The sequence below is a fragment of the Campylobacter concisus genome (assembly GCF_050447505.1).
Lineage (GTDB): Bacteria > Campylobacterota > Campylobacteria > Campylobacterales > Campylobacteraceae > Campylobacter_A > Campylobacter_A concisus_BP.
Window position 1 is genome coordinate 427,054 of sequence record NZ_JALMFZ010000001.1, and the last position, 16,184, is coordinate 443,237.

15 protein-coding genes are annotated in these 16,184 nt (G+C 40.1%); 9 read left to right on the forward strand and 6 right to left on the reverse strand.

Features of this window, described 5'->3' with window-relative positions; translation table 11 throughout:
* Positions 1-69 precede the first annotated feature (69 nt).
* The 8 genes from dnaG (at position 70) to MTT09_RS02135 (ending at position 11,070) form a co-directional block, all read left to right on the forward strand.
* Complete coding sequence (dnaG, locus tag MTT09_RS02100) at positions 70-1,782, forward strand: DNA primase (protein ID WP_429802282.1); 1,713 nt, start codon at positions 70-72, stop codon at positions 1,780-1,782.
* A gap of 98 nt (positions 1,783-1,880) precedes the next feature.
* A complete protein-coding gene (locus tag MTT09_RS02105; RefSeq protein ID WP_429802284.1) occupies positions 1,881-3,119 on the forward strand; it encodes a M20 family metallo-hydrolase in 1,239 nt (412 codons plus the stop codon).
* Positions 3,120-3,121: 2 nt separating this feature from the next.
* Complete coding sequence (locus MTT09_RS02110; RefSeq protein WP_429802286.1) at positions 3,122-4,441, forward strand: amidohydrolase; 1,320 nt, start codon at positions 3,122-3,124, stop codon at positions 4,439-4,441.
* Complete coding sequence (gene pepE / locus MTT09_RS02115) at positions 4,438-5,136, forward strand: dipeptidase PepE (RefSeq protein WP_429802288.1); 699 nt, start codon at positions 4,438-4,440, stop codon at positions 5,134-5,136. Before MTT09_RS02110 ends, pepE begins: the two co-directional genes overlap by 4 nt.
* Positions 5,137-5,150: 14 nt before the next feature.
* On the forward strand, positions 5,151-6,461 hold the full coding sequence (gene dcuC, locus MTT09_RS02120; protein ID WP_429802290.1) for a C4-dicarboxylate transporter DcuC: 1,311 nt from the start codon (positions 5,151-5,153) through the stop codon (positions 6,459-6,461).
* A 9-nt stretch (positions 6,462-6,470) separates the two neighbouring features.
* A complete protein-coding gene (gene pepT, locus MTT09_RS02125) occupies positions 6,471-7,694 on the forward strand; it encodes a peptidase T (protein ID WP_429802292.1) in 1,224 nt (407 codons plus the stop codon).
* A 59-nt stretch (positions 7,695-7,753) separates the two neighbouring features.
* On the forward strand, positions 7,754-8,743 hold the full coding sequence (locus MTT09_RS02130; protein ID WP_107944635.1) for an argininosuccinate synthase domain-containing protein: 990 nt from the start codon (positions 7,754-7,756) through the stop codon (positions 8,741-8,743).
* A gap of 188 nt (positions 8,744-8,931) precedes the next feature.
* On the forward strand, positions 8,932-11,070 hold the full coding sequence (locus MTT09_RS02135) for a retention module-containing protein (RefSeq protein WP_429802294.1): 2,139 nt from the start codon (positions 8,932-8,934) through the stop codon (positions 11,068-11,070).
* A 61-nt stretch (positions 11,071-11,131) separates the two neighbouring features.
* Here MTT09_RS02135 and MTT09_RS02140 read toward each other — a convergent pair whose 3' ends face one another.
* Positions 11,132-11,602: a hypothetical protein gene (locus MTT09_RS02140; RefSeq protein ID WP_429802296.1), complete on the reverse strand. Its 471-nt coding sequence runs from the start codon at positions 11,600-11,602 to the stop codon at positions 11,132-11,134.
* A 68-nt stretch (positions 11,603-11,670) separates the two neighbouring features.
* Positions 11,671-12,537: a helix-turn-helix transcriptional regulator gene (locus tag MTT09_RS02145; RefSeq protein ID WP_429802298.1), complete on the reverse strand. Its 867-nt coding sequence runs from the start codon at positions 12,535-12,537 to the stop codon at positions 11,671-11,673.
* Between the two features lie 105 nt (positions 12,538-12,642).
* Between MTT09_RS02145 and MTT09_RS02150 the strand changes: the two genes are divergently transcribed.
* Positions 12,643-13,245 (forward strand): hypothetical protein, encoded by a 603-nt coding sequence (locus MTT09_RS02150; protein ID WP_429802300.1) that lies wholly within the window; start codon positions 12,643-12,645, stop codon positions 13,243-13,245.
* Here the strand turns inward: MTT09_RS02150 and MTT09_RS02155 are convergent.
* From MTT09_RS02155 to MTT09_RS02170, 4 genes are all read right to left on the reverse strand, one after another.
* Entirely contained in the window at positions 13,242-14,333 is a 1,092-nt protein-coding gene (locus MTT09_RS02155; RefSeq protein WP_429803696.1) for an HP0729 family protein, read from the reverse strand. The genes MTT09_RS02150 and MTT09_RS02155 overlap by 4 nt on opposite strands.
* A gap of 17 nt (positions 14,334-14,350) precedes the next feature.
* Positions 14,351-14,560 (reverse strand): hypothetical protein, encoded by a 210-nt coding sequence (locus MTT09_RS02160; protein WP_429802302.1) that lies wholly within the window; start codon positions 14,558-14,560, stop codon positions 14,351-14,353.
* Between the two features lie 104 nt (positions 14,561-14,664).
* Positions 14,665-15,804, reverse strand: coding sequence for a YcjF family protein (locus MTT09_RS02165; RefSeq protein WP_429802304.1), 1,140 nt, complete (start codon positions 15,802-15,804; stop codon positions 14,665-14,667).
* 211 nt (positions 15,805-16,015) lie between these two features.
* Positions 16,016-16,153, reverse strand: a complete 138-nt coding sequence (locus MTT09_RS02170; RefSeq protein ID WP_187424478.1) for a hypothetical protein — start codon at positions 16,151-16,153, stop codon at positions 16,016-16,018.
* Between the last annotated feature and the right edge of the window lie 31 nt (positions 16,154-16,184).

The window sequence follows — 16,184 nt, forward strand, 5'->3', positions numbered from 1 at the left end:
ATATCCACGCTTATACTTTGTAATAAAATTTTACTTTAATTATAACAAAGCAGTTGTATAATTTTGCTTATGATAGATCCAAAATCCATTGAAAAGTTAAAAAACCAAATAGACATTGTTAATATCATCGAGCAGTATATCCCTGTCAAAAAGATGGGCTCAAGCTACAAGTGCGTCTGTCCGTTTCACGACGACAAAAACCCAAGCATGAGCATAAATCAAAACAAGCAGATGTATCACTGCTTTGCCTGCAAAGCTGGCGGAGATGCGGTTAAATTTGTGATGGATTATGAAAAGCTAACCTACCCAGAGGCGATAGAAAAGATCGCTCAAATTTCAAATTTCAGCCTTGAATACACAAACGACAAGGTGCCAACGCAAAAAGAAAATAAGCACATTTTAGAAAAGGTAAATGCCTTTTATAGGAGTGAGTTTTACAAAAACGAAGCGGCCATTAGATATATCAAGTCGCGCGGCATAAATGACGCTATGATCGAGAAATTTGAGCTTGGCTGGGCTGGGGATAGTAAAAGCACCATTAGGCTTTTGCAAAATGAAAACATAGAGCCTAAAGAGGCGCTTGAAGTTGGCATCGTAAAGCAAAATGAAAAGGGAATTTACGCTAGTTTCATCGAGCGCATAACCTTTCCTATCTACTCGCACACGACAAGACTTGTTGGCTTTGGTGGTAGGACGATCTCAGATCACCCTGCAAAATATGTAAATTCGCCTCAAAGTGCGGCATTTGACAAGTCAAAGCTGCTCTATGGCTACCACCTAGCTAGACAAAGCATATTTGAGAAAAATCAGATAATAATAACAGAGGGCTATTTAGATGTCATCATGCTTCACTACGCTGGCTTTACAAATGCTGTTGCGGTTCTTGGCACAGCACTTACTACAAGCCACTTACCGCTTTTAAAAAGGGGCGAGATAAGCGTAGTGCTTTGCTTTGACGGAGATGGCGCTGGCATAAATGCGGCCATAAAATCCGCTCACCTGCTAAGCATAAATAAGATAGATACAAAAGTAGTCATCATAAGTAACGGCGCAGATCCTGCTGATATGGTCTTTGCAGGCAAGATAAAGGAGCTTAATGAGCTCTTTGGCTCTGGCGAGGACGCGGTGAAATTTTATATAGAAAAGATCATGCAAAAGTATGACATAACCCGCTCAGTGCAAAGAGATAACTGCCTTAGTGAGATAAAAGCCTATATGGACGAGCTTGGAGAGGAGATAGCAAGCTCGTATGTGACAGAGGTTGCGGCAAGATTTAACCTCACTCCACAAAGCGTGGCAGATAGGTTTGGACTAAAGCAGAAGCCAAAAAATGAAGCTAAATTTAAAAGAGAATTTAGAAAAAAAGATAAAGATGAATTTAGCAACTCTGTCATGGTGGATGAGGTGCCAGCTGTGATGAACAAAGACCCGCTTGAGTTTGCACTTTTTAAAACTATGCTAAATAACCCAAACTACAGAGATGAGATACTCTCAAAGCTTGGAGCTAGATACTTTATAAAGCATCCTGAGTATCTAAACGCCATCCTTTATAGATACGACGTGAGCGATGAGCAGATGGTTAGAGAAATTTTAATGGACGAAAATATCCATGAGATCACCGATGCAACCACTTTGCAAAAGGCTATTTTAAATATGCAAATCGCCTTTTATGAGAATGAACAGCAAATTTTAAAAGGCTCTGACAACCCAAATAAGATAGAAATTTTAGAAAAACTGCTATTTATCATCAAAGATATCAAGACTCAGCTTTATAAAATTTAAAAACTCACACTTTTTCAGCTTCAAATCATAAAACAAAATGTAAAATGCTTAAAGTAATAAATCTTTTTAAGATTGGCTTTATATTTTAAGGATTTATGATGATAGACGCTAAAAGATTTGAGAGAAATTTTAACGCTATAAGCGAGTTTGGAGCGCTAAAAGGTGGTGGGCTAACAAGGCTAGCCTTTAGCAAAGAGGACCTTGAAGCAAGAGAATTTCTTATAAATTTGATAGAAAAAAATGGCTTTAAACTTAAAATTGACAATGTCGGCAATATCTACGCTATCTATGATGATGGCTGCGAGGCGGACGCGAAGCCAGTTTGTGTGGGTTCTCACATAGATAGCGTGCCAAATGGTGGCTTTTATGACGGCACACTTGGCGTCATGGCTGGTCTTGAGGCGCTAAGCTCTATAAAAGAGGCTGGCATCAAGCTAAAGCGCCCACTTTGGCTCATAAATTTTAGCTGTGAGGAGTCGAGCCGCTTTAAGACAGCCACTATCGGCAGTAAGATAATAAGCGGCAAACTAAGCCAGCAAAGGCTTCATGAGCTAAAAGATGAAGATGGCATCTCGCTTTTTGAAGCTATGAGCGTTGCTGGACTTCACCCACAAAATTTAGATGAAGCCATCTTAAAAGAAAACTCCCTACACGCATACTTAGAGCTTCACATCGAGCAAGGCCCAGTGCTTGAGCGAAGCGGCATAAGCGTTGGCGTGGTAAGTGGGATCGCAGCTCCTATTAGATTTGAGATCACAATACAGGGCAAAGCTGATCACAGCGGCGCAACTCCGATGAATATGCGTAGTGACGCCCTGCTTGCCGCTTCACACATCATAATCGCTGCAAATAAATTTGCTAAAAGCAAAAAAACAGCCGTCGCGACCGTTGGCTACGTTCATGCAAAACCAGGCGTTTTAAACGTCGTGCCAGGCGAGGCGAGGCTTGGCGTTGATCTGCGAGATATCGATAAAAAAAGCCTTGAAGAGCTAAATTTAGAGCTTAGAAATTTTGTAGATGAGCTAAGCCGTGAGCTTAAATTTAGCTACGAGATAAGAGAGCTAAGTAGCGACGAGCCAGTAAAACTAAGTGAACACGCCATAAATTTACTTGAAGATGAAGCCAAAAAGCTTGGCATAAAAACACTTACTTTGCCAAGTGGGGCTGGGCATGACGCGATGAATTTAATAAAGCTTGCAAGCAGCGTTGGCATGCTCTTTATCCCTTGCGTAGATGGCATCAGTCACAACACCAAAGAGGCGATAAATTTCAAAGACGCCGTAGCAGCAACAAAAATTTTAACAAACGCACTAATAAGACTTTCAAACGAGGAGTAGTCATGGATAAAATAGCAAAATTAGCACTATCTTTAAAAGAGGATATGATCAAAGATCGCAGATACTTTCACTCGCACCCAGAAACTGGCTGGTTTACCTTTTTTACGACTGCGGTTTTGGCAAAAAGACTTAGCGAGCTAGGCTATGAGGTGAAGCTTGGCGAAGAGGTCGTAAAAAGCGATGCAAGGCTTGGCGTTGGCAGCAAAGAGCAGTGCCAAAAGGCTATCGAGCGAGCAAAAAGTCTTTTAAATCCTGACGAGGCAAAATACCTTGAATGCATGAAAGATGGCCTAACTGGGCTAACAGCCTTCATCGACACAAAAAGACCTGGTAAATTTAGCGCTTTTAGATTTGACATCGATAGCGTTGATGTGACAGAGAGTGCAGAGGCTGCTCATAGACCTTGTAAAGAGGGCTTTGGCTCAGACATCGCTGGTATCACGCACGCTTGTGGGCACGATGGACACATGGCGATGGGTCTAGCGCTTGCAAAGCTGATCGCTAAAAATTTAGACGAGTTTAACGGTAAATTTAAATTTATATTTCAAACAGCAGAAGAGGGCACAAGAGGTGCTGTGGCTATGGAGGCTGCTGGGGTGCTTGATGGGGTTGAGTACCTACTTGGCGGACACATCGGCTTTCAAGCAGAAACAAATGGGGGCATAGTTTGTGGCACAAACAAACTGCTTGCAACTTCTAAATTTGACGTGCATATTACTGGTCGTTCTGCCCACGCAGCAGGAGCGCCAGAAGAGGGAGCAAACGCCCTTTTAGCCGCTGCTCAAATGGCTCTAAACATGCATGGTATCACAAGACACGCAAAGGGCGTGACTAGGATAAATGTAGGCGTTTTAAGAGCAGGCGAGGGCAGAAACGTCATAGCACCAAACGGCTATCTAGCCTGCGAAACAAGGGGCGAGGATACAAATTTAAATGAGTTTATGTATAAAAAATGCATGGATATCGTAAAAGGTGTGAGTGAAATTTACGGCGTCGATAGCAAAGTCGTGATGACTGGGGGCACAAGCGGGGCAAATAGCGACAAAGAGGTGACTGAAATTTTCTATGAAGCAGCAAAGCAAAGCCCATTTATAGATGACGATAAGATCGTTAAAGAGCTTGACTTTGGCGCTTGCGAGGACTTCGCTCACTTTATGAGAGCTTTGCAAGATAGGGGCGCAAAGAGCGGATATATGATGATCGGTACAAATTTAAAAGCAGGCCATCACAACAGCAAATTTGACTTTGACGAGGAGTGCTTGGTCGCTGGGGTTGATATCTATCTAAGGGCTGCTTACAAACTAAATGGAGTGAAAAAATGAAAAATGCTTTACTAATCAGCGCTTCAAGCTACCAAGATACTGGCTACTTGAGACACTGCAAAAACTGGGTTAAGGACTTCTTGGGTGAGAGTGGCAAGGAGGAAATTTTATTTATCCCTTATGCTGGAGTTAGACGAACAAATGACGAATATGAGCAAAAGGTGATCGACCGCCTAAAAAATAAAAATATAAAATCGATCCACCACTACGAGGATAAAATTTCAGCTATCAAAAATGCCAGCAGTATCGCAGTTGGCGGCGGCAATACCTTTATGCTGCTTTACACGCTTTATAAGCTAAATTTAATTGAGCCTATAAAAGAGGCAGTGGCAAACGGCGCAAAATACTTTGGCTGGTCAGCAGGTGCAAACATCGCTGGCAAGACGATGATGACGACAAATGATATGCCTATCATCATGCCAAAGTCCTTTGACAGCCTAAATATCTTCCCATATCAGATCAACCCGCACTTCATAAGTGGCAAGCTAGCAGGCCATAACGGCGAGAGCAGGGAGGAGAGGCTAGAGGAGTTTTTGATAGCAAATCCAAAAGATACTATCTACGCTTTGCCTGAGGGCACGGCTTTGCTTATAGCGGACAACGAAGCCCAGGTCATAGGACACAGCGAAATTTTAAAATTTGAGTATCAAAAAGAGATAGAAAAAATAGAAGTTGGAACTAAATTTAAAATCTAAACAAGGAGAGAGGTATGGAATCATTCAAGCTAATTGCTGCCATTCTTGGCATCGTTGCAGTTGTAGCACTTCTAGTCTTAAAAAAAGAGACAAGAACGGTGCTAATAGGTGTTGGTTTGGTGCTTTGTTTAATCGCACTAAAACCGATGGGGGCACTAAGTGCTTTTACTGACTATATGACTAAAGCAGGGCTTATAAAGGCTATTTGTGCCAGTATGGGTTTTGCGTTTGTTATGAAATATACAATGTGCGATAAGCACCTTGTTGCGCTTCTTACAAAGCCACTTAGAAACGTGGGATTTATCTTGATCCCTGTAACAACCGTGCTAACTTACTTTATAAATATCGCCATCCCTTCAGCTGCTGGCTGCTCGGCTGCTGTTGGCGCGACGCTTATACCACTTCTAATGGCATCAGGCGTTCGCCCTGCGATGGCTGGTGCGGCTGTTTTTGCAGGTACATTTGGCTCAGTCCTAAGCCCAGGCTCTGCGCACAATATATATGTGGCTGACCTTGTTAAAAAGACAGTTGCAAACTATACAGTTCAAGACATCATAAAAGTGCAAATTCCTAGCGCATTTACAGCTCTTGCTATCGTAGTTGTCATGCTAACTATCGTCGCAATATTATTTAAAGACTATCAAAAAGGTACAAATTTCACTCTTGAAAATGGTGCCTCAAGCGAAGAGAAGTCAGCGTTTAAAGTAAATTTGATCTACGCTCTTATGCCACTTGTCCCACTTGTCATATTGGTTATCGGCGGAACTAGCCTAGCAAAAGACTACAGCTTTTTGGCATGGACAAAGATGGGCGTTGCTGAGGCGATGATACTTGGTGCTATCATAGCTATCTTTGCTACCCTTACAAACCCACAAAAGATCACAAAAGAGTTCTTTAACGGCATGGGTCACGCTTACGCTGATGTTATCGGTATCATCATCGCAGCTGGCGTCTTCGTCGCTGGCTTAAAGGCGTGCGGAGCTGTTGATGTGGTCATAGCGTGGCTAAAAACCGATCAAAGCTACGTTAAATTTGGCGGAACATTTGTGCCATTTATCATGGGTATAGTTACAGGCTCAGGCGACGCTGCTACATTTGCATTTAACGAAGCTGTCACAACAAATGCTGCTGCTCTTGGCTTTGAGCAAGATAAGCTTGGTATGGCTGCGGCAATCGCAGGCTCACTTGGACGTTCAGCTTCTCCGATAGCTGGTGCAGCTATCGTTTGTGCAGGTATTGCTATGGTTAGCCCAGTCGAGCTTGCAAAAAGAACGTTTTTAGGTATGTTTCTCTCTGTTGTGGCGATCGCATTTTTCGTCATCTAAGGATGAAAGATGGATATCGTAGAGAGATTTATAAACTATACGAAATTTAACACCACGACGAATAAAGAGAATGGATTAAAAGGCATTATGCCTTCTAATCCAACCGAGTACGAGCTAGCCAAATTCATAAAAGATGAGCTTAGCTCGCTTGGTATAAAAGATATCATCTTGCAAGATAATGCTATCTTGATAGCAAAGATCCCCCCAAACTGCGAAAATGCCCCAAGTATCGCCTTTTTTGCGCACTTAGATACAAGTAGCGAGCAAAAAAATGACACAAAAGCTAAGATAGTAAAATACACAGGCGGCGACATCTGCTTAAACGAAGAGCAGGGCATCTATCTTAATTTTAGCGACAATCCAGAGCTTAAAAAATATGTTGGCGATGATATAGTCGTGACTGACGGCACTAGCTTGCTTGGCGCTGATGATAAAGCAGCGATCGCTAGTATCGTAAATATGGCTAGCTTTTTCATGAAAAATCCTGAGGTCAAGCACGGCAAGATCGTGATCTGCTTCGTACCAGATGAGGAGCAGGGCTTACTTGGGGCAAAAGCACTTGATGTAAATTTACTTGGAGCCGATTTTGGCTACTGCTTAGACTGCTGCGAGATAGGCGAGCTAATATACGAAAACTGGAACGCAGCTGACTGCACGGCGATCTTTAAAGGCATTTCGGCTCATCCGATGAACGCAAAGGGCAAGCTTGTAAATTCGCTACTTCTTGCGCATAAATTTATCTCTCTTTTGCCAGGCGGCGAAGTGCCAGAGTGCACCGAGGGCAAGGAGGGCTATTTTTGGGTAAAAGAGCTTAGCGGAAACAGCGCAAAAACGACGCTCAAGATCGACATAAGAGAATTTGACGAGGTGAAATTTCAAAAAAGGCTTGATTTTTTAAGTGAGATGGCAAATTCTTTTAATAAAATTTATGGCGATCGTTGCGAGATCACGCTAAAAACACGCTATGAAAACGTCTTTAAGTTCTTAAAAGATGAAAACTCACTGCCTATAAAGCTAGCAAAAGATGCCTTTAGCGAGCTAAATATCACGCCAAACATAAAGCCGATGCGAGGCGGATACGACGGCGCTGCGATCTCTGCAAAGGGCGTGCCAACGCTAAATTTATTCACAGGCGGAAACAACTTTCACTCTATCTTTGAGTACTTGCCAGTTAGCAGCCTAAAAGCCGCAAGCGAAGTGATCAAAAAAATCGTAATTAACGCTGCTAAATAAACTTCATAAAAGCCTAGATTTAGTAAATTTAGGCTTTAAATTTTACTTTCAGGACAAAAATGAAGGCTTTAGCTTTGTTTAGCGGAGGGCTTGATAGCATGCTCTCTATGAAAATAATAAGCGATCAAAATATCGAAGTGGTCGCGCTTTATATGGATACCGGATTTGGCGTGGATGAGGAGAAGCACGAAGTTTTAAGGCGCCGTGCAGCCTTGGCTGGAGCTAGCCTAAAGGTGGTTGATATGAGAAACGAGTATCTTCGTGACGTGCTCTTTAACCCAAAATACGGCTACGGCAAGCAGTTTAACCCTTGTATCGACTGCCACGGATATATGTTTAAAACCGCTCTTAATATGTTAAAAAGCGAAAATGCAAATTTTATAATCACAGGCGAAGTCGTAGGACAAAGGCCGATGAGCCAGCGCAGAGACGCACTCTTTCAGGTCAAGCGCCTAGCTGATGACGAGGATGATCTAGTGCTTCGTCCGATGTGTGCTAAGCTCTTGCCGCCAACTAAGCCAGAGCGCGAGGGCTGGGTCGATAGAGAGAAGCTGCTTGATATAAGCGGGCGCGATAGAAAGCCGCAACTTGCTTTGGCGAAGAAATTTGGCTTTGAGGACTTTGCAACGCCCGGAGGTGGGTGTTTGCTAACGATCGAGAGCTTTGCAGTCAAGATAAAAGACTACTTGAAATTTGATAAAGAGATGCGAGATATCGACGTTACGTGGCTAAAGCTTGGTAGGCATCTTCGCTTGGTAGATGGCGCAAAAATGATAATAGGACGTGATGAGAGCGACAATAACGCACTTTTGGCTCATCCAAATGATAAATTTGAGCAGGTTAAATTTAAAGAGAGCGACGACATCGTGGGAGCTGTTAGCTTCATAAGCAAAAACGCTAGCAAAGCCGACAAAGAGCTTGCTGCAAGGCTCGCACTAGCTTATACAAAAGCTAGTAAAGATGTTGAATTTGAAGTTAGCATCGCTAATGAGAAATTTATCATCAAACCTGAAGATAAAAAGCTAGCACAAGAGTTTTTTGTAAAATAAATCCAAATTTGCAAAGGAATTTGATATAAATTTCTTTGCAATATCTAAAATTTCTAACTTTTTCAATCCCCACAAAATCTAAATTTGCAAAATTTCAAGTCATAAATATGTCACAATTGTACCGAAGTACAATGGTTTGATTTTAATAAAACCGCTAAATTTAAGAAAAAATTTAAAAAGGGAGACACATGTCAAAGGAAATAGGCGTAGTAAAAAATGTAACGCAAGGAAGCGTAAAAGCTGTAAGCCTAACAGGTGAAAGCAGAGAATTAAAAGTAGGTGACATAGTATATCAAGGTGAAAAGATAGTCACTGAAACAACTGACGCAAAAGTAGTAATAGCAAAAGCAGATGGAAAAGAGATAAGCCTAATAGGTAAAGACTCAATAAATTTAGACCAAAGCGTTAGTGAAAATTCTCAAACAACAGCTGATATAAATTCACTTCAAAAAGCAATACTTGGTGGTCAAGACCTTAACGCTTTAGAAGAGACTGCAGCTGGTGGAAACCAAGCTGGTGGAAACGCTGGAGGTGACGGAGTAAGTCTTGGTGCTGCTAGCTTTGCACAGGGTGGTCACTACTCAAATATAAGTGCGAATTTTAATGATCTTGGTGACCTAGGCGCTACATTTGAAGCTCCGGTTAGCTCAGTTGGCGGCGGACAGGGTGAAAATTTAGGTGACGGCGCAGCTGCTGATAACGTAGCGCCACAACCACCATTGCCGCCACAGCCAAATGGAATAATCAAAATCCCACTCTCAGCTCACAAGGGCGAGGACCCAGCGGCTGAGCTGATACCGGCATTTACGACAAAGATACCTAGCGGATATAGCGTACAAAAGCAAGCTGACGGCAGAAGCTACCTAGTGCCTGATGATGGTGTGAATGAATTTACATATAACAATGGCTGGTACGTGAGCAACGACGGCCAGCTAGCTATCGGCCAAGATGAGGCTAAAAAGCTAGCAGTGACTAGCAACGCAAATGAGGGCAACTACCCAGATGATGGCACTGTTGCAAAGATAGTAGCTCCAAATGCACAGCTAAACGTTTTTGGCTCAGACATCAACGATGAAATAGTTGTAGATAATGCACAGATCAATAACGTCTACGGCGGTGTTGGTGCTGATAAAATTTCAGGCATAAATTCTGCAAAGCTTAGCAACATCTCTGGTGGCTCTGGCGATGATGTGATCGATCTAAACAAAACTACGATCACTGGCATGGTTGTGGGCAACGATGGCGACGATACTATAAATGTAGATAATGGCTCAAAAGTTGCTAAAAGCGTATATGGAAATGACGGAAAAGACACTATAACGATAGATAATAGCTCTGTTGTTAGCAAGAATGTATTTGGTAACGCTGGCGAAGATACGATAGTAGTCCAAGGCGGTGCTAAGGTAGATGGCTGGGTACTTGGCGATACAAAGACTAAAAACGATATGCATGAAAAACAAGTAAACCCATCTTTAGATATAACAGATAATGGTGCTGGTAATGACACCATAAAAATAAGCGGCGCAGGAACTAGCGTAAAAAATATAGGTGGCGGAAACGGCGATGATACTATCACGGCAGAAAAGGGTGCTCATGTTGGACTTATCCAAGCAGACGAGGGCGACGATATCATAACTGTAACTGGTGCTGGCACATTTACAAGCGCAGTAAATGGCAGAGGTGGCGACGATACTATCTTGGTTAGCGACCAAGCAACGGTTGAGGGCATAGTTGGTAGATGGGGCAATGACGACATAACAGTAACTGGCGCTGGCACTACTGTGACTGAGTATGTACAGGGCAACGAAGACGCTGATACTATTAGAATTTTAGACGGAGCCACTGTAAATCAATATGTAAGCGGAGGTCGTGGCGAAAACCCTAATGTATATGGCGGAGCTCAAGACTCTGATAAAAACAAAATAATCATCGAAAACGCCACAGTAAGAGGCGATATAGAAGGCAACACGCGCGCTGGAGGCAGCGAGTTAGATATCTCTGGCGCTACAATAGGCGGTAAAGTGAGCGGATCTATGGTTAGTGATGCATCAACACTTACCATCAAAGATGGCTCTGTGGACTTTAGTAAGGTTGAGAAAATAACAAGCCTTGAGCTTGGCGGAGCTGATAAAAATTTAAATATCACGCTAACTAAAGATGATATCTTTAGAAACAATGAGCTGAAAATAGACGGCGAAGAAGGCGATAGAGTAACATTACAAGGTGGTTTTACAGAGGCTGGCTCGCATGATGGTTACAAAACATACACGGTAACAGGCTCTACGATAAGCGTAGATATCAAAGAGGATGTTGTTGTAACTCTATAATAAATTTGGTCTAACGGGGCGACCTTTTGGACCAAAACTCTTTGCTTGTCTATAAAATTTGCTAAATTTCTATAGGCAAGCAGCTTAAATTTTTAGTCAAATTTAAAAAATCCTCAAACGAAATTTGATTCATCCCGAATTGACTCCAAAAATATTGCCAGCTTTTTGACCTTTTGTTTTTGCTCTCCCATTTGAAATTTTCTAAAAATGCATCGCCTTGCCTTAGCGGAGGTGTGATATTAAAAACATGAGAAATTTTAGCGGTGACATTTCCTTGCGCGTCTGGCTCGCTGATACTCTCTACGTAACCGCCTGCATATATTTCAAATTTCTTATTTTTAGTAACGCAGCAAGGATGCCTATTTAAGACAAAAGCACCGACTTTTAGTTTGTTATAACGTTTGATATTCCATTCGTAGCTTGTTAGGGTGTCTTTGTATTTTAAAGTGCCGTATTCACTCTTTCCGTGATCTAGGATAAAAATTTCTTGATTATTTGTGGCCTGCGGCAAGATTTCTAATATCTTATACAAGTGCTTTCCTTAAATTTATTTAAGAAATTTAACTCTTTTTTGCTTCTCTTGTCAATATTAAAAATGAGCTATTTTAGATACTCTTCAAGTAAATTTTCAAATTTATCCCTTAGATACTCAGGCTCTTTTATCTTGATAAATGGCAGCCAGTATTTGACCACACGCAAGATCTCATCGTCATAGGCTACCTCTGTGCTTAGGACGATCTTATCTTCATCCTCGCTTATTATTTTAAAATTTGGCAAGAATTTCTTTCTTTTAAAGTAGCTAATCGCCTCGCTTTTTATCTCCAGCGTCACTTCAAATTTTACGTCCGAAAACCAGTTTGTATCGTTTTGCTTTATGCGATTTACAAATTCTTCATTTGGCTTAAATGTGCTATCTTTTATCTTTATCTTTTCAAGCTTTGAAAGGGTGAAATTTTTAAGCTTGCCACTATCATCTGCTAGCAGGTACCAGACACCATTGTTGTTTATCAGCTTATATGGTTTTAGTGATCTAAATTTAGGGTTATAAGAGCACTCAATCATCTTATTTTTAATGATAGCAGCGCTTATCTCTTCAAACTCAGCTCTTGAAATTTGTAGATCCTCAAAGCCTTGATTTTTGATGAGATAGGCTTTGTTTAGCTTCTCGTTTAAGACGTCGCTTATAAATTTATCATCTAGATCCGGAAACAAAGACTTCACTCCACTAAGTATGGCAAATGCCTGGATATCTTTATAGCTAAGCTTACCAAGTGCATAATCAGCTAAAAAGTATTTGCCATTTGCTTTTTCTATAGGCAGTATATTTAGGCGCTCAAAGTCCCTTAAAATGGTTCTTTTATTGACACTAAACTCCTCCGTGAGCTCATCTATACTAAGTCTTGCTCCGTCATTTAGCTTTATTAAAATTTGAGCGAGCCTAAAGGCTATCTTGTCGTGAGAGCGCATCTTAAATCCTTTTAAAATTTTCGCTATTTTATCCTAAAAATAGATCGCGACACAACCTGTCAGAGTCATGGTGTAAATTTTCGTTAAATTTAAAAAGGAGAGGATATGAGCTTAACCGAGATCATAGATAAAGCAACAAGTAATGTAAAAATAGATGAGGCAGATAGAAATAAAGTGCGTTACTACAAAGAGAGGTTTAGTGCATTGGAAAAGATAATAAATGATGAAAACCATCAGATAAATGAGCTAAAGCTTTCAAATTTTCATGATTTTGCTTCGTATGAGCAAAATTTAAAAGATATAGACAAAGACCTAGTTGATATGGCTAGCAGCGCTATGTTTATAAATGAATTTAGTAGCCACTTTACAAGCATAGGGCTAGACATATCTGACATTAAAAGCACTATGGCTCATAAAGGTGTGCCAGCGATCGTTAGAGGCATTTCTAATGGGCAAAATGCTATCCAAAATGCTACTAAGCAAGCCATGCAAAAACTTCTCTCATCAGAAGCAGCGGTTAGGTCTATGACGGCTTGGTTTGAGATAGATGAGAGTATGGAATTTTCAGACTTAACAGAGGCGATAAATATCATAGAGCAGCATCTTGAGCCAGATAGTGACATAGTCTTTGGAACTACAAGCGATGTTAAAAACACAGGCACTGCCAAAATAACTATACTTGCTATGACATCAAGAGGTATAAGCTAAATTTTATTTGACTCAACTCTAGCTTTTACGAGCTTAGCTAGCACACTGCCTTCTCCTACACCTATTATCTTAGCTCTTAGTTTTGTCACGTCTGCATGGCTAGGGGCTTTGGCATGGACCGTTTCATTGCGTAAGTCTTGTAGCGATGTTATGACTTTTGGCAGAGTTTTGGCTACATAGGCTTGAAGCACATTTTCTTCTAGTGCATCTTGGACAAGATAGTTTTTAAATATAAATTTATAGGTTCCTAAATTTGGTTTATTGTTAAACATATCAGCAACCGTAAATTTAGACCCTTGAACTTCATAGGCTATCTTTAGAATGGCTGGGTTTTTATCTGCTAGCTTTTTTAAAAGCACTTTAGCAAAGGCATAAATTTCTTGCTCCATAGTCTTTGAGTATTTGACCACGACCGAGCTAAAGTCATAGAGTGGGTTGGAGATGTTGTCAAGATACTCTATCTCGGCTGAAATGATGTTTTCTATGCTGTCTGGATGCATGAGGTTTATCAAATTTTGCCCAAAGCAGTAGCGAGTCAAATTTTTCTTGATCTCTAAAAACTCATCGCTCTTATAAACATCAGGATAGAATTTGCTCTCGTCATCAAAATAGCTCATGCCTTGTTTGGTATCTATAATGAGTGGATAGACGTAGGCGTTGCCATAGACTGCGTATGTGTGGTCATTTACCGTGAAATTCGCTAGGTAGTTATCTCTAACACACTCAAAGTCGTTTCTAGCTAGCTCCCTTATGTCGCTTATCACAAACCACTTCTCTACATCTAGCTCTTTTTCTTTGTAATAGCTCGGTGCGATCTCGCTCATATCATCGCTTGTGATAGAGGTGACCTTTGCTACAAATAAATTTGAATAGTCGGTTAAAAAGAGCTGCAAAAATTTGGCATCTTCGCTTGAGCTTAACTCTTGAGCAAACTGCTCTATTTGCTCCTCAAAAGGATTTATCATATCTCGGCGCTTGCTTTTTATCTTGCCAAAGGCAACCTTGCTCTTGTCATTTAAAATTTTAAGATGCTGCTCGATGACATCGCTTTGGTAGTATGGGTTGTAGAGGATGAGGATGTTGTGAATTTTATCTGACATAGTTTTTACTTCAAAATTTTCTTTATCATATCAAATATGTTGTAACCAGTATCTGTGTATGGTTTGCGCTCAAATTTATCATTGCCGCATTTTGGACACACTTTTGGTATCTGGGCCATATCATCAGCATCTAGGCAATCACTGCTAAAATGAACCACCTTTTCATAACCGCAGTTTGTGCAACACATTTTAAATGGATTTGGACGTCTTGGCATTGTTTTCTCCTTAACAATATAATAAACAAAGTTTGTCACATCCTATGTGATTCTCAATTTTACCACAAAGGACGCGACAAACCAAACAGAGCTACTTTTGATGGTTATTTTACTTTTTCTATGTATGCTTTTATGACAGTGTCAGTTAAATTTTTAAAGAGATCAAAATCTCCCTCATATATCAAACTAAAATTATCATTTAAATATGCTAGATATGCATTACCCATTAACTTAGTTGTAGAGACAGCAACTGTGGCATTAAATGCTCCTCCAGCAACATTTCCTACAGTCGGTATAAATTTTAGTAAATTGCCAGCTATATATCTTACTGCAAAACCTCCAGCAGCCACTGCAACAAAAGATGTTGCTAGTTTTGTGATACTTTCTGCATTGACTTCAAAGTCATAATTATACGTAATATGCGATATCATGGCTATTTGAGTAGGCAAAAGCAGAGCTATATCTGAAAATGGTATAGGTGTAGCTGCTATAGCTCCTACTGTTGCACTATATTTATTGATGATATCTAGCGATGCTTGATATTTTATTTCTTTATTATATTTTTGTTCTCTAGCAAAAGCTTGTTTTGATGCAGCAGGTAAAGCATCGTATGTTTTTTGAGTAAGTTCTTTCACGCCTTTAAATGGCTTTATATTGCCATCGTCGTCCTCAATCTCTAGTGCTATAACTCTTTGCAAGCAGTCGTCATTGATGCAAAGCTCACTTTTTACCTTATCTGAAAATTTTTCATTATTTTCGTCTTTGTCTTGGTAAGCTTTTGTGATTACGGTTATTATGGTATAGTCTTTTTGTTTAAGTAGTTCAAATAGCTTTTTCTCTCCCTCTTCTATCCTTCTACTAGGTTCTGCTATGCAAAACCACACTATATGTATCTGCTCATCAGCTTTCTTATGGCTATCTTCTTCTAAGAAATTTTCAATATCAGCATAAGTATTTTCAAAGTCCTTCATCTCAAGACCTTTTGTATCGTAGATACTAAAATTTTTATTGACTTCTATCTTTCTTATCTCTTGCGTGACTGGCTTTCCAGAGGCAGTTTCCGCAACTTTGTCGCCAAAAACAGCATTTATAAGTGTGCTTTTACCTGCTCCGGTCTTGCCAACTATTAAAACGTTTAGCTTTGAAGTTAAATCTTGTTTAATCTCTTTAAAGACTTCACTGCCTTTGGTTATCAGATCATTTAAATTTATCTGAATCTCTTGTTGATTTTGAGTTGTTTCCATACTCAGCTCCTTTGAATAAAATTTTGTAATTGAAACTATGTTGAATGTTATTAATAGAAGTTATATTTTTAAAAAATAATGATACAAGAGGAGCTAATGCGGAAAATTTATTTAATGGGGCTACTACCCCCCCCCCATTTTTTGGTTTTTCATACTTACTCCTTTTAAGTTTCGTTATTTTATTCTATTTTAAACAAAATATAACTTAAAATTAAATACTCAACTTTAGTTTCATATAAATTTGCTTTATAAGCTCCTGCAGTGCTGGCAAATATAAATTTAGTGCCAAAAATTTAATGATCTTATACATAATATAACCAAATGATAGATCTAGAAAAAGTCTCCACATTTTTGCTCCTTATCTTTTTAAATACTTTTTA